The organism is Bradyrhizobium erythrophlei (assembly GCF_900129425.1).
Lineage (GTDB): Bacteria > Pseudomonadota > Alphaproteobacteria > Rhizobiales > Xanthobacteraceae > Bradyrhizobium > Bradyrhizobium erythrophlei_C.
On sequence record NZ_LT670817.1, the window covers coordinates 4,130,675 to 4,153,265 of the forward strand.

18 protein-coding genes and 1 pseudogene are annotated in these 22,591 nt (G+C 59.0%); 8 read left to right on the top strand and 11 right to left on the bottom strand.

Annotated elements, in window-relative coordinates:
• The first annotated feature begins 27 nt into the window (after positions 1-27).
• Both B5527_RS19615 and B5527_RS19620 read left to right on the top strand, forming a co-directional pair.
• Positions 28-366, top strand: coding sequence for a c-type cytochrome (locus B5527_RS19615; protein ID WP_079602995.1), 339 nt, complete (start codon positions 28-30; stop codon positions 364-366).
• A gap of 288 nt (positions 367-654) precedes the next feature.
• Complete coding sequence (locus B5527_RS19620) at positions 655-6,165, top strand: trifunctional serine/threonine-protein kinase/ATP-binding protein/sensor histidine kinase (RefSeq protein WP_079602996.1); 5,511 nt, start codon at positions 655-657, stop codon at positions 6,163-6,165.
• Positions 6,166-6,566: 401 nt separating this feature from the next.
• On the opposite strand, the gene B5527_RS44195 is transcribed toward B5527_RS19620, so the two are convergent.
• Positions 6,567-6,824, bottom strand: a complete 258-nt coding sequence (locus B5527_RS44195; RefSeq protein WP_154072380.1) for a hypothetical protein — start codon at positions 6,822-6,824, stop codon at positions 6,567-6,569.
• A 451-nt stretch (positions 6,825-7,275) separates the two neighbouring features.
• Between B5527_RS44195 and B5527_RS46400 the strand changes: the two genes are divergently transcribed.
• Positions 7,276-8,151, top strand: a complete 876-nt coding sequence (locus tag B5527_RS46400) for an integrase core domain-containing protein (RefSeq protein ID WP_245332654.1) — start codon at positions 7,276-7,278, stop codon at positions 8,149-8,151.
• A gap of 457 nt (positions 8,152-8,608) precedes the next feature.
• Positions 8,609-8,776: a hypothetical protein gene (locus tag B5527_RS19635; protein WP_154072381.1), complete on the top strand. Its 168-nt coding sequence runs from the start codon at positions 8,609-8,611 to the stop codon at positions 8,774-8,776.
• 34 nt (positions 8,777-8,810) lie between these two features.
• Here B5527_RS19635 and B5527_RS45395 read toward each other — a convergent pair whose 3' ends face one another.
• The 7 genes from B5527_RS45395 to B5527_RS19665 all read right to left on the bottom strand — a co-directional run bounded on the left by B5527_RS45395 (position 8,811) and on the right by B5527_RS19665 (position 15,028).
• On the bottom strand, positions 8,811-9,005 hold the full coding sequence (locus B5527_RS45395; protein WP_172842426.1) for a hypothetical protein: 195 nt from the start codon (positions 9,003-9,005) through the stop codon (positions 8,811-8,813).
• A 657-nt stretch (positions 9,006-9,662) separates the two neighbouring features.
• Complete coding sequence (locus B5527_RS19640) at positions 9,663-10,499, bottom strand: ABC transporter permease (RefSeq protein WP_154072382.1); 837 nt, start codon at positions 10,497-10,499, stop codon at positions 9,663-9,665.
• Complete coding sequence (locus tag B5527_RS19645) at positions 10,480-11,259, bottom strand: ABC transporter ATP-binding protein (protein ID WP_079603000.1); 780 nt, start codon at positions 11,257-11,259, stop codon at positions 10,480-10,482. Before B5527_RS19645 ends, B5527_RS19640 begins: the two co-directional genes overlap by 20 nt.
• Positions 11,260-11,263: 4 nt before the next feature.
• Complete coding sequence (locus B5527_RS19650; protein ID WP_079603001.1) at positions 11,264-12,289, bottom strand: ABC transporter substrate-binding protein; 1,026 nt, start codon at positions 12,287-12,289, stop codon at positions 11,264-11,266.
• A gap of 18 nt (positions 12,290-12,307) precedes the next feature.
• Entirely contained in the window at positions 12,308-12,955 is a 648-nt protein-coding gene (locus B5527_RS19655) for a cysteine hydrolase family protein (protein ID WP_079603002.1), read from the bottom strand.
• An 86-nt stretch (positions 12,956-13,041) separates the two neighbouring features.
• Entirely contained in the window at positions 13,042-13,719 is a 678-nt protein-coding gene (locus B5527_RS44200; RefSeq protein WP_154072383.1) for a hypothetical protein, read from the bottom strand.
• Positions 13,720-14,113: 394 nt separating this feature from the next.
• A complete protein-coding gene (locus tag B5527_RS19665; RefSeq protein ID WP_079603003.1) occupies positions 14,114-15,028 on the bottom strand; it encodes a LysR family transcriptional regulator in 915 nt (304 codons plus the stop codon).
• Between the two features lie 148 nt (positions 15,029-15,176).
• On the opposite strand from B5527_RS19665, the gene B5527_RS19670 reads away from it, so the two are divergent.
• Together B5527_RS19670 and B5527_RS19675 are read left to right on the top strand one after the other, a co-directional pair.
• On the top strand, positions 15,177-16,784 hold the full coding sequence (locus B5527_RS19670; protein ID WP_197689318.1) for a gamma-glutamyltransferase family protein: 1,608 nt from the start codon (positions 15,177-15,179) through the stop codon (positions 16,782-16,784).
• Positions 16,785-16,824: 40 nt separating this feature from the next.
• The gene (locus B5527_RS19675) at positions 16,825-18,042 is read left to right on the top strand and encodes an ABC transporter substrate-binding protein (RefSeq protein ID WP_079603005.1); all 1,218 of its coding nucleotides are present in this window, start codon (positions 16,825-16,827) and stop codon (positions 18,040-18,042) included.
• A gap of 118 nt (positions 18,043-18,160) precedes the next feature.
• On the opposite strand, the gene B5527_RS19680 is transcribed toward B5527_RS19675, so the two are convergent.
• Positions 18,161-18,346, bottom strand: coding sequence for a hypothetical protein (locus tag B5527_RS19680; RefSeq protein ID WP_079603006.1), 186 nt, complete (start codon positions 18,344-18,346; stop codon positions 18,161-18,163).
• A gap of 165 nt (positions 18,347-18,511) precedes the next feature.
• Here B5527_RS19680 and B5527_RS19685 point away from each other — a divergent pair, with 165 nt between their 5' ends.
• Positions 18,512-18,967 (top strand): helix-turn-helix domain-containing protein, encoded by a 456-nt coding sequence (locus B5527_RS19685; protein ID WP_154072384.1) that lies wholly within the window; start codon positions 18,512-18,514, stop codon positions 18,965-18,967.
• Positions 18,968-19,044: 77 nt separating this feature from the next.
• Positions 19,045-19,494, top strand: coding sequence for an integrase core domain-containing protein (locus B5527_RS47700; RefSeq protein WP_425305083.1), 450 nt, complete (start codon positions 19,045-19,047; stop codon positions 19,492-19,494).
• 47 nt (positions 19,495-19,541) lie between these two features.
• Here B5527_RS47700 and B5527_RS19695 read toward each other — a convergent pair whose 3' ends face one another.
• Together B5527_RS19695 and B5527_RS47705 are read right to left on the bottom strand one after the other, a co-directional pair.
• Positions 19,542-19,985, bottom strand: coding sequence for a nuclear transport factor 2 family protein (locus tag B5527_RS19695; RefSeq protein ID WP_079603008.1), 444 nt, complete (start codon positions 19,983-19,985; stop codon positions 19,542-19,544).
• A 148-nt stretch (positions 19,986-20,133) separates the two neighbouring features.
• A pseudogene (locus B5527_RS47705) lies at positions 20,134-22,561 on the bottom strand (type IA DNA topoisomerase).
• Positions 22,562-22,591: the final 30 nt, after the last annotated feature.

Genomic DNA, 22,591 nt, shown 5'->3' on the forward strand with positions numbered 1-22,591 from the left:
TTCGTGCTCCATAGTTGGGTGTTTGCCATGAAGCGCGGATTTGTGATGGTGGTCGTTGCGGGAATCCTCATTGGAAAGGTGGCGTCCGCTGAAGAAGACGTTCCGAACCTCAAAGACCCGAAAATAATTGCGGCGGGCCATGATCTCTTTTTGGCCAAGCAGTGTGCCCACTGTCATGGGGCAGACGGCAGCGGCGGCATCGATCTGACGCAGCGCGAGCTTTACCCCAAGGACATCTTTCAATCGATTGCCGATGGCCGAGAGAAAAAGGGCATCCGTATGCCGGCCTGGCGAGATGTCTTGACCGATGAAGAAATCTGGCAAGCGACGGCCTACGTCATCTCGATCAGCCGGCAACCGAAGTAGCCGCCGGCAGCCGACCCGGACACCCCGCTTATCCGATCCAACCAAGTGGAATGCATTCTTGCTGAGGTCGATCCCGATCGTGGTGATGTTTCCGGCGCCTTTGGGATGTGCGCATCGCATGCTCCTTGAGCTTTTTTGCGTAACGCCTCCATCCCGCAGGCCCAGTAGTGGCCATAACGCCTGTTATGTGACAAACTTTCTGATCAAGCTAGGTCTAGCCAGCCGAAGCCAACGCAGTACCTTCTCGGCCCGATAGTTGGGCGCCCACTTGATGGGGGAGGCCAGCAGTTGACCCAATCTTCTTGGTTCGGCGCTGACGGGCATAGCCGCTTCCAGGTCTTATGGCAGGACGGCGACCGCGTGTTCTGCCGGCGGGTCGATGGCAAGCGCGATGTCTTGGCGGTGCTGCTCGCCTCGGAGCACCCGGCTCCGGCCGCTCTCGACCGGCTCGCGCACGAATATAGCTTGAAGGATGAGTTGGACGGTGCCTGGGCGGTCCGGCCGCTGGCACTCGAGCGTGACCGCGGCCGGACCATACTGGTGCTCGAAGATCCAGGCGGCGAGCCGCTCGGCCGGCTGCTGGGCGCGCCCTTCGAGCTCGGACGCTTCCTGCGCCTTGCCATCGGCATCGCAGCCGCTCTAGGTAAGGCGCATCAGCGCGGCCTGGTCCACAAGGATCTCAAACCAGCGCATATCCTGGTGAACCGCGCGACCGGAGAGGTCAAGCTCACCGGGTTCGGCATTGCCTCGCGCCTGCGCCGCGAGCGGCAGGCGCCTGAGCCGCCCGAGACCATTGCAGGCACACTCGCCTATATGGCCCCCGAGCAGACCGGACGCATGAACCGCTCGATCGACGCCCGCAGCGATCTCTATGCGCTCGGCGTCACCCTGTACCAGATGCTCACCGGTTCACTACCTTTCACTGCGACCGATCCCATGGATTGGGTCCACTGCCATATCGCCAGAAAGCCAGTGCCGCCAAGCGAGCGGCTGGAGAATGTGCCGGCCCCGGTCTCGGCCATTATCATGAAACTGCTCGCCAAGACCGCCGAGGAGCGATACCAGACGGCGGGTGGCGTGGCGAGTGATCTGCGGCGCTGCCTGGCCCAATGGGAAGCCCAGGATTACATCGACGACTTCCCGCTCGGCCGACAGGACACGCCCGACCGGCTGCGGATGCCGGAGAAGCTATACGGGCGGGCGCGCGAACTCGACACCTTACTCGGCGGCTTCGAGCGCGTCATCAAGAGCGGCGCGCCGGAGCTGGTGCTCGTCTCGGGCTACTCCGGGATCGGCAAGTCCTCTGTCGTCAATGAATTGCACAAGGTGCTCGTTCCGCCCCGTGGGCTTTTCGCGTCGGGCAAGTTCGACCAGTACAAGCGCAACATTCCTTATGCGACGCTGGCCCAGGCTTTTCAGAGCCTTGTTCGGTCTCTCCTCGGGAAGAGCGACATCGAGCTTGGCAGTTGGCGCGACGCTCTTCTGAAGACGCTGGGCCCGAACGGACGGCTCATGACCGATCTCATTCCCGAGCTGAAGCTCATCATCGGTGACCAGCCGCCAGTCCCTGAGCTTCCGCCGCAGGACGCGCAGCGACGTTTCCAGCTGGTCATTCGGCGGTTTATCGGCGTGTTCGCCCGGCCGGAACATCCGTTGGCACTCTTCCTCGACGATCTTCAATGGCTCGACGCGGCGACGCTCGACCTGTTCGAGGATCTCTTGACCCGGGCTGATATGCAGCACTTCATGCTGATCGGCGCCTATCGCGATAACGAAGTCGACGCCGCCCATCCGCTGATGCAGAAGCTAGATGCCGTGAAGAGCGCCGGCGCCAGGGTGGCGGAGATTACGCTGGCGCCGCTCGCCGAGGAGCACCTCGGACAGCTGATCGCGGACGCGCTTCGCTGCGAGCCGGAGCGCGCGGCGTCGCTCGCGCGATTGGTGCGCGAGAAGACGGGCGGAAATCCGTTCTTCGCCATTCAGTTCGTCTCTTCGCTCGCCGAAGAGGGAATGCTCGTCTTCGACCATGATGCCGCGCGCTGGTCATGGGATCTCGACCGCATTCGCGCCAAGGGTTACACCGACAACGTCGTGAACCTTATGGTCGGAAGGCTCACCCGCCTGCCGGCGGACACGCAGAATGCTTTGCGGCTCCTGGCCTGCCTCGGAAACAGCGCCGAGACCACGAGGCTTTCGATTGTCCTCGATAGGTCGCAGGAACTGGTTGACGCGGCTCTGTGGCCGGCCGTGCAACAGGAATTGGTCGAGCGCCTGGAGGGTGCCTACCGGTTCGCCCATGATCGCGTTCAGGAAGCCGCCTATTCGTTGATCCCGGAGGATCTGCGCGGCGAGGCGCACCTTCGGATAGGGAGGCTGCTCGCGGCGCACATCGCTCCCGAGAAGAGGGAAGAGGCAATCTTCGACATCGTTAGTCAGCTCGACCGCGGCGCGTCGTTGATCACCTCCCGAGACGAGCGCGAGCAGCTTGCTCAGCTCAATCTGGTCGCGGGGAAGCGCGCCAAGGCGTCTACTGCATACGCCTCAGCACTGATATATCTCGGCACCGGCGCGACGCTGCTGCCGGAAGACTCCTGGGATTGCCACCACGAGTTGACCTTCGAGCTGGAGTTGCTGCGAGCCGAATGCGAGTTTCTCACCGGTGGGATGGCCGCCGCGGACGAGCGGTTGAAAGGGCTTTCCATCCGCGCCGCAAATACAATGGAACGCGCCTCGGTCGCCTGCCTGCACATCGATCTGTACACGACTCTCGCTCAGAGCAGCCGCGCCATCGCCGTCGGGCTCGACTATCTCCGGCACCTGGGTATCGAATGGTCGCCGCACCCGACAGACGAGGATGTGCGACGTGAATACGATCGGATCTGGACGCAGCTCGGGAGCGGCTCGATCGAGGACATGCTCGAGCTGCCCTTGATGACCGATCCAGCATCCCTTGCGACGATTGACGTTTTGACGAAGGTTGCGCCAGCTGCATTCACGCTTATGGAAGCAAATTTTCATGCCCTCGCCATATGCTGGGCAGCGAATCTCAGCCTCGCACGTGGTAACAGCGACGGTTCGTGCGACATTTATGTGAGGCTTGGCTTTATCGCGGGTGACCGATTCGGCGATTACAAGGCCGGCTCTCGCTTCGGTAAGGTCGGGTGCGAGCTGGTCGAACGACGCGGGTTGAAGCGTTTCCAAGCCCGGACCTATATGTTGTTCGCGCATTTCCTGATCCCATATACGCAGCACGTCAGGGCTGCACGTGATCTCCTGCATCGCGGATACGAAGTCGCGCATAAGATCGGCGACCTCATGTTTGTGGGGTGGTACAGCGGCTTGTATCTGATCGAGAATCTTCTGGCATCGGGAGATCCGCTCAGCGAGGTGCAGCGCGAGGTCGAGCGTGGCCTCGCTTTTGCGCAGAAGGCGCAGTTGGTACACGTCGTTTCCATCATCCAATCGCACATCGAACTCGTCCGGACGCTGCGCGGCTTGACGCGAAAATTTGGCTTCTTCGACGATGAAGAGTTCGGCGACGCCCGGTCCGCCAGAAACCCGAACTCGGCGTTTGCCGAGTGGCTGTACTGTATCCGAAAGGTGCAGGCGCACTTTCATGCCGGCGACTATTCCTTGTCCATCGAGGCCGCCACAAGGGCGCAACGGCATACGGCGTCGGGATATATTTGGCAGGTCGCCGATCTTCGCTTCTACAGCGCTTTATCGCATGCCGCAGTTTGTGACACCGCCGACCAGCGGGAAGCGCATTTCGCAGTGCTGTCCGCCCATCACCGGCAACTCGACATCTGGGCCGAGCAATGCCCAGAAAACTTCGAAAACCGCGCCGCGCTGGTCGGAGCCGAGATCGCTCGCCTGGAAGGCCGTGACATCGATGCTATGCGGCTCTATCAACAGGGCATCCGCTCTGCCCGCGTCAACAGCTTCGTCCAAAACGAGGCGCTCGCCTACGAACTTGCTGCGCGCTTCTACGCGGCCCGTGGCTTCGATGAAATAGCGCATCACTATCTGCGAAATGCCCGGTACGGCTACCTGCGGTGGGGAGCCGACGGCAAGGTGCGGCAGCTCGATGAGATGTATCCGCAGCTCCGGAAGGACGAGCCAGCGCCCGCTCCAACGAGCACAATCGGGGCGCCCGTCGAACATCTCGACCTCGCGACTGTGATCAAGGTGTCGCAAGCCGTCTCGGGTGAGATTGTTCTCGAAAACCTGATCGATACACTCCTGCGTACGGCGATGGCGCAGGCGGGCGCGGAGCGAGCTCTGTTGATTTTTGCGCAAGACGTTGCACCGCGGATCGCCGCGGAGGCTATCACCAGCGGCGATGCAGTGACCGTGCATCTGCGCCACGAGGCCGTGACCGAGGCCGCGCTGCCGGAGTCCGTCCTCCACTATGTCCTGCGTACCCAGGAGAGCGTTATTCTAGACGACGCCGCCGCCCAGTCTCCGTTTGGCGCGGACACTTACATCCGCCAACGCCATACCCGTTCAGTTCTCTGCCTGCCGTTGCTCACCCAGGCCAAGCTCATCGGTGCGCTGTACCTCGAGAACGACCTGGCTCCGCGGGTTTTCGTGCCGGCGCGGATCACGGTACTGAAGCTACTCGCCTCGCAGGCGGCGATCGCTCTGCAGACTACCAGCCTGTACCGTGATCTCTCGGAACGCGAAGCCAAGATCCGGCGCCTGGTTGATGCTAATATCATCGGTATCTTCATAGCAAACCGGGACGGCCGGATCATTGAGGCCAACGACGCGTTACTCCGCACCGTGGGATACGACCGCGAGGAGCTCCTGTCAGGCCGTGTCCGTTGGACAGACCTGACGCCGCCGGAATGGGGCGAGCGCGACGCGCGGGCCGTTGAAGTGTTGAAAACAACCGGAGCCATACCGCCGTACGAGAAGGAGTATTTTCGCAAAGACGGCAGCCGTGTGTCGGTGCTGATCGGCGGCGCTCTCTTCGCGGAAGGCGGAAACCAGAGCGTCGCGTTCGTGCTGGATTTGACCGATCGCAAGCGGGCGGAAGCCGAAGCCCGCGACAGCGAGCGCCGCTACCGCGAAGTACAGACGGATCTGGCGCACGCCAGCCGCGTCACCACCATGGGGCAGCTCACGGCCTCGATCGCCCATGAAGTAAACCAGCCTATTGCGGCGGCGGTCACCAACGCCGAAGCCGCTCAGCGTTGGCTAAGCGCGCAGCCGCCAAATATTCATATGGTGGGCGAGTCGCTCGCTTTTATCGTAAGGGATTGTAGTCGCGCGGGCGAGGTGATCGGGCGGATCCGCGCGCTCATCAAAAGGGCGCCTCCGCGAAAGGACGCCGTCGCAATCAACGACGCGATCCTCGAAGTCATGGCCCTTACCCGTAGCGAAGCGGCGAACAACGGCGTCTCGGTCCGGACTCAACTAGCGGACGACTCGCCGCTTGTCCAAGGAGATCGGGTCCAGCTGCAACAGGTAATACTCAACCTGATCGTGAATGCGATCGACGCGATGCGCAGCCTCCGAGAAGGGAACAGAGACCTGTTGATCTGCACCCAAAAGGCCGAGCCGAATGGCGTGCTGGTGGAGGTACGAGATTCGGGTCCAGGCTTCGCGCCAACGACTATCAAGCAGCTGTTCGAGGCTTTCCACACGACCAAGCCAGGCGGTTTGGGGCTGGGTCTCTCCATTTGCCGCTCGATCATCGAAGCGCATGGTGGACGACTGTGGGCGAGCGCCAACGAGCCCCGTGGCGCCATCTTTCAATTCACAGTGCCCGCCCAGTCGGGCAGCGCATCGTAATGCATGCTCTCCATGCCAGCCTGCCCCCGAAGGGCCGAACTTTTACAAACGGCCCACGTCCAAAATGGGCAATCGCGTCGTCTTGGCCGCTGGTTTGCCACTCCACCGACCCATCGGTGTTCCCTCGGCAGCTTCCGATCATAGCCATCTAGACTGATGCTCGGCGCTCCAAGGATGATGGGACGAAGATGCGAAGCGCGGTCTGCTTCGAGGGGACATTCATAGAATTTGCGCCAGGCGTTATGGGTCGTACCAACTGGTTAGTATCATAGGCAGCTTCGGTCTCTGTGGCGCTGTTTGATTGCTTGGAACGGATTTTTATTTTGGCTCCAAAGATTGGTGGGTAGTTTCGGTCGTATCCTTGAGCATCGCCCTCATCATGGTGCGGACGCCGCGGATGATTAGTCTAGTTCGCTTCGGAAATATGTTGTTGATCCTCCGGCAACGCAGATTTTCAGACTGCACTGATCTCGATCCCAATCGATAGGTGTGTGCTGTAATCGCCGTTTGATCATTTCGCCGCGAAGAGCCTCAGCATATTCCTTAACGGATTGACCGGCCGCGAACTTGTGCAAGCTGCGCTTATCAGCTTCGACCTGTTCGCGGATGTTGTCATAGAAGCGCAAAAGATTTTCGTCTCTTAAATTTTCGATTGCCATAAACACACTCTCCACGAGACGCCACTATCTATACTTTCCCCTTCGCCTTCAGGCCCGCCGCATCTCGATTTCGGCGGAGTAGTGAGTAGTCGCACCCGCTCAATTCTGCCGCACCGCTTGCAACGATATTGAATGATGTCCTTGCCTTCAGCGTCGGGGGCGCTTCCATCAAGGTTCATTGTCTCTTTGCACACGATGCAGCTCAAGAGGCCTATCAGCGGGCTTTTATCGTCGTTTAAATGATGCCTGTCCCTGTCGGAAATTCAATCTTGCTGGCAACTGATATCGAATCGGGCGATGGTCCTGCCTTATGCGAGAGGTCTGTAGCCTAATTTGGTTGGCGTTGGTCGGAGCGTTCCGATCGCGGGTCTCGCTTGAGGCTGAAAACACGATTCTGCGTCATCAGCTTAACGTGTTGCGGCGGCAATCGCCGAAACGGCCGACGTTCGGGATGCTGGACCGTCTGATATTCGCCGGCTTGTATCGTTTGGCTCCGAAGGTGCTGGGCGCCTTGGCGATCGTGAAGCCGGAGACCGTGATTAAATGGCACCGCGCCGGGTTCAGATCGTACTGGCGGTGGAAGTCACGGCGCCGTGGGGGCCGACCAACTGTAGCGCCTGAGATACGCAAGCTTATCCGCGAGATGAGCATTGCCAATCCGCTGTGGGGAGCGCCTCGGATCCATGGCGAGTTGCTCAAGCTCGGCGTCGAGATCGGCCAGACCAGCGTCGCCAAATACATGGTCAGGCGAAGACATCCGCCGTCCCAAGGGTGGAGAACCTTTATCCGCAATCACGCTGATGGGATCGCTGCGATGGATATGTTCGTCGTGCCGACAATCTCGTTTCGCTTGCTCTATGGATTGCTGATCATGGGGCACGGTCGGCGACATATTCTGTGGTTTGGCGTCACAGCGCATCCAACGGCAGAATGGATCGCAAATCAGGTCACGGAAGCATGCGGGTGGGAACAGGCTCCTTGCTATCTCATTCGTGACCGAGACGGGGCCTATGGTGAGGTCTTTATCCGCAGACTCCGATCGATAGGCATTCGCGACCGGCCAACATCGCCGCGTTCCCCGTGGCAGAACGCATATGCCGAAAGGCTGATCGGTTCGATCCGACGGGAATGCGTTGACCACGTCATTGTATTCAGCGAACGCCAACTCCGTCACTTACTGCTCTGTTACATGAAATATTACAATGGGACCCGCACGCATCTATCCCTGGAGAAAAATGCACCGATCTCACGCGCCGTCGATCGCGCCGGGCACATTCTTTGTCGCCCAATCTTAGGCGGACTCCACCACCGATACGCCCGGATCTAATTTACGACAGGCACAGGTCCCGGGGGAGGGTCTGCCAGTCGAGGTTCTTGCACTCAGGTGAGTGAGTCCAAATTGCTAATCCACGAATTGCTTCCGTAATCCGGGATTTCTTTGAACCTTGGGGATTTGGATCCCGCCGTTGCGCTTCCTCGCAATGACCCTGCCAGCATCTGCGCGCGACTCGCATCATCCGGACGATGAGAGGTGAGGTCGCCGGTTGGTGCGTTTTCTGCCACGAAGTTCGCATAGATTCGATTCGGCCGTGACGAAGGCTTGCAGCTCGCGGTTTGGTTGGGGAGGCCGGCGTGTGTCGTCCGGCAGTCGTCGCGCGTCGGGCCGCTTCCAAAGTGACGAGGAGAGGTGAGGGTGCCGGTTCACGCCGGCGGGTTTTTCTATTGCGACTCTCTTGGTCTCGATCAATATCGCCGTCGTTGATCGCGCCGCGAGGGGTGCTGTCATGAGGATCATCCTTCGGGTCGTTGGCCCGCTATTTGTTGCTGTTGGGCTTTTCTGGTTCGCACAAGGAACAGGATTGCTCACATGGTCGCACAATGCTGCAATGGTCGACTTCGGCGCGGGCATCGTAGCCGTGGGTTTCGGCCTTGTCTGGTTCGGATGGCAGTAAGTGGTCGCGCTCGCCTCGCTTCGTGCCGGGCGGCCTATGGTGTGCGATACGCGTCAACCGCATGAGCAAGAAATACGCTGGCGCTAATCAAACCGAGAATTGCAGCAACCGCTTCAATCATCTGACGCACCCTGATTTCTCTTACCGTTAGAAACCTCTGATAATCGGCCTTTGTTTCACGACCGCTTCGTCGGGCCGGTAAAATGGTTTCGTTGGCCGGCGGCCACATGACCGCTCGGTGACGGCCCCAGCTGGGGGGAAGCTGAGGCCGTCTTGGAGTTGTGCCGAGGGGCAGAAACGGCACGACTCTGATGTGGGTTTGCGATCCGCCGCCGCCATTAACTTCTGCGTGAGGGTGGCCTATTCACCAGTACCTCAGGCCAGTGCCGCCAAGCGAGCGCTGCGCTGGCACCGATCGGCCGCAGCCCTCAAATCTCGGACACACCAGCGGGCTTCCTAGAGTCGTGCAGGGGCTATCGAGGGGCGCGGGCTCAGGTCCGCGCTCAGATCGCCGATAGAGGTCTCGATCCCGCCGCTTCACCCCGGTGGGTTTTTCTTTTGCTCTTGTCGGGCCCGGCGATCTGCTGGCTCTCCCTTGTCACCTACTGCTCTCGCACATGAAATATTATAACGAGATGCGAACGCATCTATCCATGGAGAAGGATGCGCCAGTACCGCGCGCTGTTGAGAGGGCAGGGTACATTAATTGTCGACCTGTACTGGGCGGGTTGCATCATCAATATGTCCGGATTTGATTTACGACAGGCACACCCCGGCCGTATTTGTCCATCTGCTCCTTGTTGTTTCGGGAATTGACCTTGTCGGTCTACAGGTCGCCGATAAAGGTTTCCAGCTGTTTCTTGAACTCTTCCAGCGCCGAACGGGATCAATCGCGTTGCCAACGCACGAAATGTCGCTCGAATAGAACAATAGCGTAATACATGAAGCCCGCGATCGCTGTGAGTAGAACGAGGCACGTCATCACGAGAGACATGTCAAAAATGTTTTGCCCGTAAACGATGAGTGACCCTACGCCAGAACTTGCCGCAAGAAATTCACCGACGATCGTGCCAATCAATGACAGACCGATATTGACTTTGAGCGTTGCGACGATTGCGGGAATAGCCGAGGGGAAAACAACTTTGCGGAATTGCTGCCACTTGGTGGCACCGAGAGCTCGAACTAGAAGCAGCTTGTCGCGGTCAGTCTGTCTAAACGCACTAAATACCGAGAGGATCGTGACAAAGAGGGAGATCGATACCGAAAGCGCGATCACCGCTTTGACTGTGGCGCCGAGCCAAACAATGAAAACGGGACCCAGAGCTATCTTTGGCGTCGCGTTGAGCACCACAACGTACGGCTCGGCCACGTCGCTGAAGAAGTCCCACCACCACAACATCGCTGCGATTATGATGCCGACAATCGTACCAAACGCAAATCCGACAATTGTTTCAGACACGGTAACGAGCACGTGGTAGCCGAGCGAACCGTCCCGGACCAAGGCCACGAATTTATAAATCATCGCGAGTGGATCGCTGGTAATGAACGGATCGATGAAATGCCAAGACGTAACGAACTGCCAGGCGCCAAAGAAGGCCACCAGCACGACGATCTGAACGCCGATTACCGACGCCGCTCGAGTGCGTAGCGCCCGGAGATATTCCGCATGACGCGGAGATGCCGCGCTTAGTGGGATACGGCTGTCATCCGAGCTGGTGGTCAATATCGAGGTCCTTCCAGATTGATTTGCAATAGTCACGAAATTCGGGCGCGTCGCGAGAAGTCATCGGTGACCGGTCGCCGGCAACAGAAAGCTTGATCTCGTAGTTGCTTCGTACCCGTGCGGGTCGACCGCTCAATACGATCACTCGGTCGGACATCGCCACGGCCTCTTCGATATCGTGTGTGACCAGCAGCGCCGACTTGCCGTTTGAGCGAATGATGCCGTGCACCTCGCGTTGCATGACGAGCTTCGTCTGATAGTCGAGCGCAGAAAAAGGCTCATCCAGCAGAATGATTTCGGGATCGGTTGCCAGAGTACGTATCAGTGCAACTCTCTGGCGCATGCCGCCCGACAATTGACGCGGATACGCGCGTTCAAACCCGCTCAAGCCATAGGTCTGCAGGAGGCGCCGCGCGCGGTCGCCTGCTGTAGTTCGGTCAATCCCGAGAATCTCGAGTCCAAGCTCCGCGTTCTCAAGCACAGTACGCCACTCGAAGAGATGGTCTCTTTGAAGCAGAAGGCCGATTTTTCGTGTCGTGCCCTTGATCGGCGCATCATCAAGAAAAATCCGGCCTTCGGTCGGGAAGGTCAGGCCGGCGATTAGCGAGAGCAGGGTCGACTTGCCGCAGCCGCTAGGGCCAACGATACTACAGAATTCGCCATCACGGATGGCGATACTGAGCTCACTTAGGGCCGTGGTCTCCCCGAGACGGGTAAGATAGGTATATGTGACGCGCTCTGCCCTTATTCTTTCTCGCATCGCGTTACTTGTCCGCGGTCGCTGCGGCTTTTTGAGAAAATTCTGGCTTCACAACGTCGGCGTATTCACCACCCGAGTTTACTACGCCGCCCTCGACCATCAGATCAGACATCTTCTTCATGCCGTCCGGCGTGATGACAACGGTACGAGGCCAGATGTCGACTTTTTTATATTCGTCTACGACGGCCTCGATCGTGGAGACCGACATATCCTTGAAGTCGGGAGCAATCATTTCGGCGACTTCATGGGCGCTGTGCTCTCGGGTCCAATTCAGCCCCTTTTGAATCGCATTCGTGAACGATTGGATCAGGTCCGGGTGCTTTTCGATGAATTCGCCTGAGGCCATGTAGGCAGTGTACGGCAATTGGCCCAGCAGGCTTCCGACAGAGGCAACACGATAGCCTTTGTTCTCCGCCACCGCCTTGTATATCGCGGGCTCGAAGGTCTGAGCGAATGTTGTGTTAGCCTCGAGATAGGATGGGATAATGTTAGAAGTAGTTGGAATAAATCGGATGGTTAGATCCTTGTCCGGATCGAGACCGGCCTGCCTAATGATATGAAGCAACGCGAGCGCCGACGTCGAACCCTTGCCGGTCGTGACGATGGTTTTGCCCTTTAGGTCACTGACCTTAAAGTCAGGCATTGGAGTTTTTGCCAATATGAACGTACCGTCGCCATTGGTAAGCTGTGCAAAGTCGTAGAGTCGGCGGGCGGGCCCGGCCTCTCTCGTAAAAAGAGCGGATTCGGGGCCGAGCAGCGCGATGTCGGAATTTCCACTTACGATTTCCGTAAGAGCAGCTTGGGTCCCCCAGGTGGTCTTCGGGCCCGTGATATTGAGACCTTCCGTTTCGAAGGCGCCGATGTGGAGAGCTACATACTGCGGCGCATAAAAAATGCTGCGTATGACTTCGTTAAGTCGTACGGTCGTCGCCGCGAAGCTCGACGTCGAAAACCAGAGTGAAAAGATCGCGAAGGACGCAGCCTGCCTCGTAAACCAAATACAATGCCGTGCGGTTCGGTAGCCAGACATATCGCCCTCATTTCGGTTTTACTGGTTGCCAGCGTATTGCGCCCACGTGTCAAGAATTTCGTCGACCTTGGTGACAAGGCCAAATCCAATCGAGATGTTCAGAAGTGCGGCCTCGTGTTGCTCGCGCGAGTAGGCGGCCGAGGCGTCGTCCACGAGCGCAACGTAATAATCCCTCATAAAAGCGTCGCGGGAGGTCGACTCGACGCAGATATTGGTAGCCACGCCTGTGGTGATGACGGTGCGTATTTGACGGCTACGAAGAATGAGGTCGAGCTCGGTGTTCACAAAAGCGCTGTACCGATGCTTGCGGACGACTGTTTCATCCTCTCGCGGAGCAACGCCATAAAAATCGGCGCCCCATGTGCCACTAACACAACGCGGCACTTCAAAGTTCAGTCGAGCATTGCGCTCGTACCAGGGCGGAGGCAAATACACAGGATCATAGATTGCCTGCACGAAGATAACCTGGACGCCCACGGCGCGTGCACCGTTGATCAGACGACGGAGGTTCGGAAGCATTTCCCGAACCATCGACACGTCGTTGCCTGCCTTGGCGAACACACCTTCGTCCGAGCAAAAGTCGTTTTGCACGTCGACCACGATCAATGCTGCATTTCCGGGAGCGATCTTTCGGTCTAGCGTGCCTAAGACGTCAACATCATGCATTGCTTTCGCCCCCTTAAGTGTTGACTATATGGTCAACATAAAGTGGGACTTTAAAATCGTTGTCAAGCCGCAGTTTGCGGCTCCTATCAGCTCGCAATGCGAGAAATTGTGTGCTGCTGCTCCAGCACTTCACCTTTGGTAGGGTTTAGTGGACTTTCGACCGCCGCGCGGTTGTGGGATGAGGCTTCCGTCGGCCGCCCGACGCTTTCTTGGTAAGCTGCTTTTCTTTGGGGCCAGCGGATTACGCCGCGTGTCCCTGTCGCAAACTCAATCTGACTAGCAGTTGACCGAGAATCGGGCGATGCTGTTACGGGATGAGAGATGTTGTCAGGCTCATTGTTTGGATGGTCGCAGATCTGTGTCGGTCGCGGGCAGCGCTTGAGGCTGAAATTCTGACGTTGCGGCAGCAGATAAACGTTCTGCGGCGAACCGCTCCCAAGAAACAAACCTTCAGCTCGATCGACCGATTGATTTTTGTTTGCCTCTGTCGGCTTCGCCCTGGCGTTCGCGCGGCGCTGGCGATTGTGAAGCCGGAGAGGCGACGAAGATTTTCCGGAACAGCCGGGTCGCCGCCGACTTCGGTCATATAGTGATCTGAGAGCATCGACCGTTCGGCGCAAGAAGATCCCATCCGGCGATTGTATTTTAAAAATCAAAAGCAGCGATAACAGCTTAACACCCATCCGACACCTGTAGTCTGACGAGGGAAATAGCGTGGCTTCTTCCAAGCGGACTTCCGCAAGGTCGAACTTCAGCGCAGGCATACTGGCCTATCGCCGAGCAAGGCATGGCCTTGAGGTGCTGCTCGTCCATGCTGGTCAGCAATACGTTCGAGATCGAGTGGCCGCCCAGAAGTGATAGGCGGCCAGGCGTTTCCGGAGGTCGACCGCGCCGAGTGGTTCGATCTGGAGACCGCCCGGTCGAAGATTTTGTTGGGGCAAATCGAGCTCATCAATCGACTGAAAGCGGCATTGAGGTGAGATCACATCGGCAGCGCAGAACGCGGTTTGCGTCGTCGGTTTGCTGCAGCGTGGAACGAGAGAAATTCATAAACCGCCTCGGGAGAGCTGCTCTCTTTCTAAAGCAGGACGAGACATTCTCAGGTCGTGAACTCGAAATCGCGATGGTATCCACGCTCGAGGCGTGCCCACCGCCCGATCACGACCTTTGTCCGCGGTTGTCTTTTCGTATCAGGCGCTCTGCTACTTCGGCGAACCGCGGGACGAGAGGAGAAGGGCCGTCGACGCGCCATACGAGCGACATGTCGAGAGTCGTCGCGGCGTCTGCGATCTCTAGAGCTTTCACGCCGGGCGGCAACGTGGGAATGAACGAGGCGTCGAGGATCGTACAACCGAAACCGGACCGCACGAGTTGCAGCAACACGGGCAGATCGTCGGCATCCTCGACGATATTCAGTTTGAGCCCTTTCGTCGCAGTCATCTCGTCGACGAGCGCACGGAAGCCGCGCCAGCGGCTGGCGGTGCCGATGACGATTGGCGCCGTCGCCAACTGAGTTAAGGTCAACGATCGCTTCTTGGCCCAGGGATAGCTCGCGGGCACTATGGCGATCAGCCGCTCACTGGAAAGCGGCGTCGCCCTCAGCGGCGCGGAGGATACGTTCGACATCATGAAGCCCAGATCGAGCGCGCCTTCCTCGAAGGCCGCCGCCTGTTCCGAAGAGGCGAGCAGCCGCAATGCGACGTGCGCGTCGGGATATTGTTTGCGGAATTCGATGATGATGTCCGACATCGGGCCGGTCGCCGCGAACGTCGAATAGCCGATCCTCAGCGTGCCTCGCAGGCCTTGCGCGACCTGAGCGGCGCGCGCGAAGGCGCGATCCAACTGCCGCAACGCGTCTCTGCCGTCGCGGAAGAGCGCTTCGCCGGCTTCGGTCAGCGCGACGTGCCGTGTCGAACGCTCGAAAAGAGCAAAGCCGAGATGCTGTTCGAGTTGCCGGATGCTGCGGCTTAGCGCGGGCTGCGCGATACCGAGCTTTCGGGCAGCCTTGCGAAAGCTGAGTGCTTCGCCGACGGCCAGAAAGTAATGGATTTTGGCATTCAGAAAGGACTGCATCTTGCAAACTCGTTTGATACCGCAAAGTTATCAATCAGGCGATTATCGGTATTAGACAGGCATCGGCCTTTCCGGCAAGGGAAAGAAGCGTGCACGCGGCGCTATAGGCCTCGACGCCAGCTCGAAGCAATCGATTGTAGGAGCACCTATGCCTGAAGCCATGATCGTAGCGGCCCAAGTGGAGGCGGCCGAAGCAGGAGCTTCGATGCTGCGGGCGGGAGGTAATGCCGTCGACGCGGCGATAGCCTGCGCGCTCGTCCAAGGGGTGGTCGACCCGCTGATGACCGGTATCGCTGGCTTCGGTAGCGCGGGAATCTACTTTCCAGGGAAAGGGTTTCACAAATATCTCGATTTCCACGCCCCGTCGCCTGCTGCGGCACGTCCGGACATGTGGGAACATCTCATCGAGAGCGAGGCGCGCGACGGCTACGGCTTCATTCTGAAGGGCAAGGTCAACGACGTCGGCTACCAGTCGGCCTGCGTCCCGGCATCGCTGAAGGCTTATTTCGAGGCGCACAGCAAGTTCGGCGTGCTGCCGTGGCGCGACATCGTGGCGCCGGCTATCGAGTGGGCCGATAGCGGATGGATGGTCCGGCCTCACGTGGAATTCTTTTGGTCCGATCCCGGCACGATGGGACGGGCTTCCGGCGCCGAGCGGCTACCCTTTACGCCGTCCGGACGAAGCCTCTACTGCCGAGACGACGGCACGCCGAAGCGGGTCGGCGACCTCGTCCGCAATCCCGACTACGCGAATACGCTACGGATGATCGCCGAGGGCGGTTCGGACGTATTCTACAAGGGTGAATTGGCCCAGCGCATCGACCGCGACATGCGGGAGCACGGCGGTCTGATTACGGCAGACGATCTCGCGTCGTATCAGCCCAAGTGGGTGGACCCTTTGAGGGGCGCCTATCGCGGCCACGAAATAACGACGAACAATCCTCCCGGCGGCGGCCTCATGCTGCTCGAAATGCTCAACGTCCTCGAACACTTTGATCTCGCCGATATCGGGCACAACACCGCCGAGTACGTTCGCGTCGTGTGCGAGGCAATGAAGCGGGCTACCGTCGACAAGGACAATTTCATAGGCGACCCCGGGTTTGTCGATGTCCCGGTGCCCCGCCTGGCTTCCAAGGACTATGCCGCCGCGATGGCGAAGGACATCGCCTCGCGCAAGAAGGCGGATGTGCCGCGGTTCAACTCCGGATTCCCTTCCAAGGACACCACCCAGGTTTGCGTGATCGACCGCGACGGCAACTGCGTCACCATGACCCATTCGTTGGGCATGCCGTCGGGCGTCATTTCCGACGGTCTCGGTTTCTTCTACAATGGATGCATGGCCGTATTTGATCCGCGACCGGGCCGGACGGGCAGCATCGCGCCCGGCAAGGCGCGCTTCACCTCCGTGTGTCCTTCGATCATTTTCCGCGACGGGAAGCCCTGCCTGGTGATCGGAGCTCCCGGCGCGACGCAGATCGCGATGGGCGTTCTGCAAGCCATCCTGAACGTGATTGACTTCAAGATGACGATGACCGAAGCGGTGAGCGCGCCTCGCTTTTCGGCGACGAGCAACGCGATCGACGTGTCGAACCGCATTCTTCACGGCGTGACGCGAGAGCTCCAGGCCGACGGTTACGAGGTGATCCGCAGCCCATACACCTTCGGCTTTGCGGCGGTTCACGGCATCAGGATCGACGGCGGCAAATTCGACGGCGGCGCTGATCCCGGACACGACGGCATCGCCATCGCCGTCTGACGGCGAACAGAACGAAAAAGAAAAACGAAAGGGTAGAACGATGTTGAGGGCAAGAGCCACTTTGTGGGCTGTCGTGATCGTGACCGCGTCCTGCGCCGCGGCCCGCGCGCAAGTCTCCGACGACGTCGTCAAGATCGGAGTATTGACCGATCATTCCGGCGGCTTCGCCTATCTGGTGGGAAAGCATTCGGTCGAAGCCACGCAGATGGCGGTCGACGACTTCGGCGGCAAAGTGCTGGGCAAGCCCATCGTCGTGGTCACCGCCGACCATCAGAACAAGCCCGACATCGCGACGGCCTTGAGCCGGAAATGGTTCGATACGGAGGGGGTGGATGCAATCACGGATGTCGCCGGATCCGCGGTGGCGTTGGCCACGCAGGAGATTGCCCGGACCCGGAACAAGATACTGCTCATTTCGGGGGCTGCGACCACCGAGTTGACGGGCAAGGCATGTTCGGCGACGACCACTCAATGGAGCTACGACACGTATTCGTTCGCAAAGGGCACGGCGAGCCAGATGACCAAGCAGGGCGAGGACACCTGGTTCTTTCTGACCAGCGATTATGCCTTCGGCCATTCGCTGCAGAGTGACGCGAGCCACTTCGTCGAAGCGAACGGCGGCAAAGTTGTCGGCAGCGTCCGTTTTCCGTTCGGAACGCCGGATTTCTCCTCATTCGTGCTGCAGGCCCAGGCATCGAAGGCGAAGGTCGTCGGGCTCGCGATGTCTGGGGCCGATCTGCTCAACGCCATCAAGCAGACGCGCGAGTTCGGGCTGGTCCAGTCGGGTCAGAACCTGGCGAGCCTCGTCATCTACATCAACGATATCGAAGGACTCGGTCTGGACGTCGCGCAAGGATTGACGCTGACGACTTCGTTCTACTGGGACATGAACGGAGAGACGCGCGCATGGGCGAAACGCTTCATGGAACGCTCCGGAGGGTTCATTCCCAATCTGATCACGGCCGGCACCTACGCCTCCGTCCTGCACTATCTCAAAGCCGTTCAGGCTGCCGGCACCGACGATGGAAAGGCCGTTGCGGCGAAAATGCGCGAGCTCCCGGTGAACGACTTCTACAACAAGGGGGTCGAAATCCGGGCGGACGGTCGCGTCCTCCACAAGAACTACCTGATGAAAGTGAAATCGCCCTCCGAGTCGAAATATCGAGGCGACTACTACAAGGTGGTGAGCGAGATGAGTGGCGCCGAATCCTATCGGCCGCTCTCGGAAAGCCAATGTCCTCTCGTCCAGAACAAGTAGGCAGGAAGCTAACGATAACTCCGACACCGTCAGATTTCCGAGCAGCCTGCCGTCACAAGAATGAGATATCCATCCTACGAAGATGCCCCCCGCCACGGCGGAGGCGGCATAAATTCGCTTACTTTTCCGGATGGCCCGTGCCGGGCTTGGTGGTCTTTGGCGCCTTGCCGTCTTCGACCCGACCTTCATTGCGCAGATCGCGACCTTCCTGCGCTTTTGCCTTGCTTTCAGCCGACTTACCGTGCTCGTTCATTTCTTCCTTGACGAAGCCTGTGGCTTCCTTGATTTCACCCTTGACGCTCATATCAATCGTCCTCTCTCGGCATTAGGCCACGATAATTCGTGTCACAAGAAAATGCGTCGGGCAGGATTTTGATCTTGTCCTTGTCGGAAACTCAATCCGGCTAGTAAGCGCAGTCGAATCGGGTGATGCTCTTGGTTGATGAGAGATGCTTTTAGCCTGATTTGGTTGGCGCTGATCGGATTGTTCCGGTCGCGAGCGTCGCTGCAAGTTGAGATCTTGACGCTTCGTCATCAACTCAACGTGCTGCGGCGTAAATCGCTGCGGCGACTAACCTTCACCAGTATCGACCGGTTGGTATTTGCCGGGTTGTATCGGCTGGCACCTGGCGTGCTGGACGCTTTGAAGATCGTCAGGCCGGAGACCGTGATCCGCTGGCATCGTGCCGGCTTCAGAGCGTATTGGCGCAGGACATCAAGACCGCGCAGCGGCCGTCCAACGACCCCGCTGGAGATCCGTCAGCTCATTCGCGAGATAAGTCTCGCCAACCTATTATGGGGCGCACCACGGATTCACGGCGAGCTTCTCAAGCTCGGCGTCGACAGACCAGCGTGGCCAAGTACATGGTCGGCGACGAGATCCGCCGTCCCAAGGCTGGAGGACATTCCTCCGCAATCAAGCTGATGGGATCGCTGCGATGGACATGTTCGTAGTGCCGACAATCTCGCTTCGTTTGCTCTACGGTTTATTGATCATGGGGCATGGCCGGCGGCAGATCGTATGGCTCGGCGTCACAGCGCATCCGACCGCAGAATGGATTGCAAATCAGATTACGGAAGCTTTCGGCTGGGAAAAAAGCTCCCCGCCATCTGATCCGCGATCGCGACGGTGCATATGGAGAGATATTTATCCGCCGCGTTCGATCGATCGGCATTCGAGACCGCCCGACGTCTCCGCGTTCACCCTGGCAAAATGCATACGCAGAACGGTTGATCGGCTCGATCCGCAGGGGATGCCTCGATCATATCGTGGTGTTCGCCGAACGGCATCTGCGCCATGTGCTGCTGTCCCACATGGACTACTATAATGGCACGCGCACTCACTTATCGTTGAACAAGGACGCGCCGATATCACGTGCCGCCGAGGCAGCGGGGCGCATTCTGTGCCGTCCGATCCTGGGTGGACTGCATCACCAATATGCTCGGGCTTGATTTGCGGTAGGCACAGCAGTCGTCGCGATGAAAGGATTGAACGCGCATTATGATTTCAGCTGGGCAACCGCGTTAGCGGCTGAATGAGAAAACAGTCCCGACCATCGCTGCGCCAGCGCAGTAATCACATACGGCTCAGAACTTTCGTTGCCGTGCGCCATCGTGGCAGGGATGTCGGCCATGACGTCCCAATGCTCGGCAACCTTGCCGTTGTCGACACGGAAGAGATCGAAGAACGCCGTGGGCTTACCGCCAAACGTCCCCTCCGACGTGGCGAACACGAAGTTACCTTGTGCGACGGTCCGCATCTGCTCGTGATGATCGCCAGATATCTCGTAGGGCGCTATCTCGGGGATTTCGTTGCAGTTGGAAACATTCCCCAATGCGAATAGCTGATCCGCCGCGTGCAGCGCTGGAAAGCCCATCTCGCCCTGAGCAGAGTTGCATCTAATGAACAAGGCAAAATGTCCGCAAGAGAAATGGCCCGCCATTTAAATCAGGTATTTCTGGCATTTTTGGCTGCACGACGTGTGACTCGATTTGTGCTGGGGACACGCCGGGGACCCAAATGTTCTTGTGCTGCCGATGCAAACTGGGCGATAGATATCCTCTTGGGTCGCCAACAAAAGCGGCCGGTCGTTACAGCCATCCCCGCTCGCCGAATGCAGAAAGATCAACTCCCGGCGGAGCATACCATCCCCCTGTGCGGTAACGAGCACCGAGCTTCAGAGCGACCTCCTTGTTCCCATAAGGAATTCGTAGGGGTGTACCTGTTCCGAGATTTGGCGGAGCAGGAGTCGCTTCGACGGCATCGGCCTTGGGTTTCCGAGACCTCTTCGTCGGCGCTGCCGATTGAGGCGCAATTGATCCCGTCGGCTTGCATGCGGTCTTGCGACCGCTCTTGCGGCGCTTTGTGACCTGGTTCGAGCCGATCCACGCGGACATGGCAGCCGAGTTGGCCTTGGCCTCGTCGGGGACGATCAGGCCTTTCCCCTGCGCGATCTTCTTGGCGTACAACAACTGTGCCGGACTTACCGGTCCGGGTTCTTGCTTCCCAGCCGTTTCTCCATCGGCTTTTTTGGGCGCGTGTTCGCTGAGAAATTTGCGGCATATCGATATCGACGTCTTGTAGCGGGGCGGTGGCTTGATGCGTTTCTGCCGGCTAAGGCTTTCGGCAAAGCGCTTCATCGCAGGGGTTGGCGGATACGCCGCCGCGCCGTTGCCGACTACGTCGCCACGCACCGGAGGTCCTCCGGCAGCGGCACTCTCCTTCAGCCTGCCGATGATGCGTTCGGCGACATCGCACACAGCGTCAATCGCCCCGACCATCTCCTGTTTGCCGACAACGACATCGTCGAGCAGGCACTCAAGTTGTGCCGTCACGCCCGGATCGACCAGCGCCGGATCGGCCTGTTTGAGAACGCCGAACAGCGACAGGCCGGTCTCGGTCGGCACAATATTCTTTCCCTGGGCTATTAGAAAACCCTGCTTCTTCAATCCGCCGATGATCTCGGCTCGGGTCGCCGGCGTGCCAATACCCTTGGCTTCCTTCAGGCGTTCCCGAAGAACCCCATCGTCGACAAAACGCCAGGCATTTTGCATTGCCTCGATCAGAGTGCCTTTCGTTATAACGCGGCGGCGGTCGGGTCTCCTTGTTCTCAATTTTTGGATCCTGCAGCATCGCGGTCTCGCCGTTGTGCAGTGGCGGCAGCAATTGTGCCTCGTCGCCCTTTTCGTCGGCGGGTTGCCAGTCCGGGAAGGCTGCTCGCCAGCCGAGATCGATGGGCTGACGACCGGCGGCGCGGAATTCGAAGCCACGCACATCGAGCGTTGCGCTCGTCTGCCGGTAGCGAAAGTCAGGCATCATCGCTGACAGATAGGCCCGCGCGATAACGTCGAACAGTTTCTTCTCGTCGGACGAAAGACGAGGCCAGACCTCGCGCAATTTGTCGATCGTGTTGACGTTGGGAATAACGGCGTGATGGCTGGCACCCTCCAGCCCCTTGTCGTGAAAGGTGCCGCTCGCGCCACTACGGATAATCGGCGGCTCCGGCACTGGGATTGCGCTGAATGATTGCCCCAAACGTAGTCCGCCCACGATCCGCGGCACGTCCGAAATCAAGCTCGCCGGCAGATAGCGCACCTCGGCGCGTGGGTAAGTGATGATCTTCTTGCCCTGACCGTCATAGAGCTCCTGCGCCACCTCGAGCGTTTTGCTGGCCGACCAGCCGAAGCGTGAGCTGCATAGTTTCTGCAGTGACGGCAAATCATGCAACTTGGGCGGCCCCTGTCGCTTATCTTCGACGCGCACAGCGAGCGCGCCCTCGAAGCCTTCGGCTGCTTTGGCGACGTCCTCGGCTATCTCGCGCCGAACAATTCGGTCCTGAGGCGCGTGCCGCATCTGGAATTGGCCTCCCGCAACCTTAGCGGTGGCGACAACTTCAAAATAGGCAAGCGGCACGAAATTCCGGATTTCCAACTCTCGCCTGCAAACGATTGCCAAGGTCGGCGTTTTTACGCGCCCAACTCCGATCACGCCACGCGCGCCTCGGCCCAGGATGACGGTCGCAGTGCGGGTGAGAGATAAATTGTAAATCTGATCGGCCTGCCGGCGAGCGACTGCGGCGGAGTAAAGGTGAGCATATTCGGTATTTGGCTTTGCCCGATCAAATGCGGTGCGAATTGTCTGCGAGTCCTGTGCTGTGAACAGCACCCGCATAACTTCGCCGCGGTACTTGTAATGCTCAAGAATTTCCTGACCGATGAGTTGACCTTCGCGATCGCAATCGGTGGCGAGCCAAACCCGCTTGGCGGAGCGCAGAGCCTCTCGAATCGCTTTGAGCTTGGCGGCTTTGTTTCCGCCCGTTGTTGGGCGAGTGTCGTAAAGACCGTCCGGCCGCAGAAGTATTGGCGACCAGCGTTTCCAAGCCGGCACAACATCCTCTGGTTCGAGCAGGTCGAACAAATGCCCCTCGGCCGGCAGGATATCCCCGTAGCGAGAACCGACGGCGGCGCCCACGTCTTTCGCCTGACTGCTTTTCTCAGTGATGACGATCTGATCTGGCATAACGGATTGGTTGGGAGAATCGATTCGATT

What these genes read in the sequence shown, in the direction of transcription:
- B5527_RS44200 (WP_154072383.1), bottom strand. Translation starts at nt 13,719, where the DNA reads ATGCCTGCGCTGAAGTTCGACCTTGCGGAAGTCCGCTTGGAAGAAGCC.
- B5527_RS44195 (WP_154072380.1), bottom strand. Translation starts at nt 6,824, where the DNA reads ATGGCAATCGAAAATTTAAGAGACGAAAATCTTTTGCGCTTCTATGAC.
- B5527_RS19695 (WP_079603008.1), bottom strand. Translation starts at nt 19,985, where the DNA reads ATGGCGGGCCATTTCTCTTGCGGACATTTTGCCTTGTTCATTAGATGC.
- B5527_RS19645 (WP_079603000.1), bottom strand. Translation starts at nt 11,259, where the DNA reads ATGCGAGAAAGAATAAGGGCAGAGCGCGTCACATATACCTATCTTACC.
- B5527_RS19680 (WP_079603006.1), bottom strand. Translation starts at nt 18,346, where the DNA reads ATGAGCGTCAAGGGTGAAATCAAGGAAGCCACAGGCTTCGTCAAGGAA.
- B5527_RS19675 (WP_079603005.1), top strand. Translation starts at nt 16,825, where the DNA reads ATGTTGAGGGCAAGAGCCACTTTGTGGGCTGTCGTGATCGTGACCGCG.
- B5527_RS19635 (WP_154072381.1), top strand. Translation starts at nt 8,609, where the DNA reads ATGAGGATCATCCTTCGGGTCGTTGGCCCGCTATTTGTTGCTGTTGGG.
- B5527_RS46400 (WP_245332654.1), top strand. Translation starts at nt 7,276, where the DNA reads ATGCTGGACCGTCTGATATTCGCCGGCTTGTATCGTTTGGCTCCGAAG.
- B5527_RS19670 (WP_197689318.1), top strand. Translation starts at nt 15,177, where the DNA reads ATGCCTGAAGCCATGATCGTAGCGGCCCAAGTGGAGGCGGCCGAAGCA.
- B5527_RS19615 (WP_079602995.1), top strand. Translation starts at nt 28, where the DNA reads ATGAAGCGCGGATTTGTGATGGTGGTCGTTGCGGGAATCCTCATTGGA.
- B5527_RS19650 (WP_079603001.1), bottom strand. Translation starts at nt 12,289, where the DNA reads ATGTCTGGCTACCGAACCGCACGGCATTGTATTTGGTTTACGAGGCAG.
- B5527_RS47700 (WP_425305083.1), top strand. Translation starts at nt 19,045, where the DNA reads ATGGCCGGCGGCAGATCGTATGGCTCGGCGTCACAGCGCATCCGACCG.
- B5527_RS19655 (WP_079603002.1), bottom strand. Translation starts at nt 12,955, where the DNA reads ATGCATGATGTTGACGTCTTAGGCACGCTAGACCGAAAGATCGCTCCC.
- B5527_RS19665 (WP_079603003.1), bottom strand. Translation starts at nt 15,028, where the DNA reads ATGCAGTCCTTTCTGAATGCCAAAATCCATTACTTTCTGGCCGTCGGC.
- B5527_RS45395 (WP_172842426.1), bottom strand. Translation starts at nt 9,005, where the DNA reads ATGTGGCCGCCGGCCAACGAAACCATTTTACCGGCCCGACGAAGCGGT.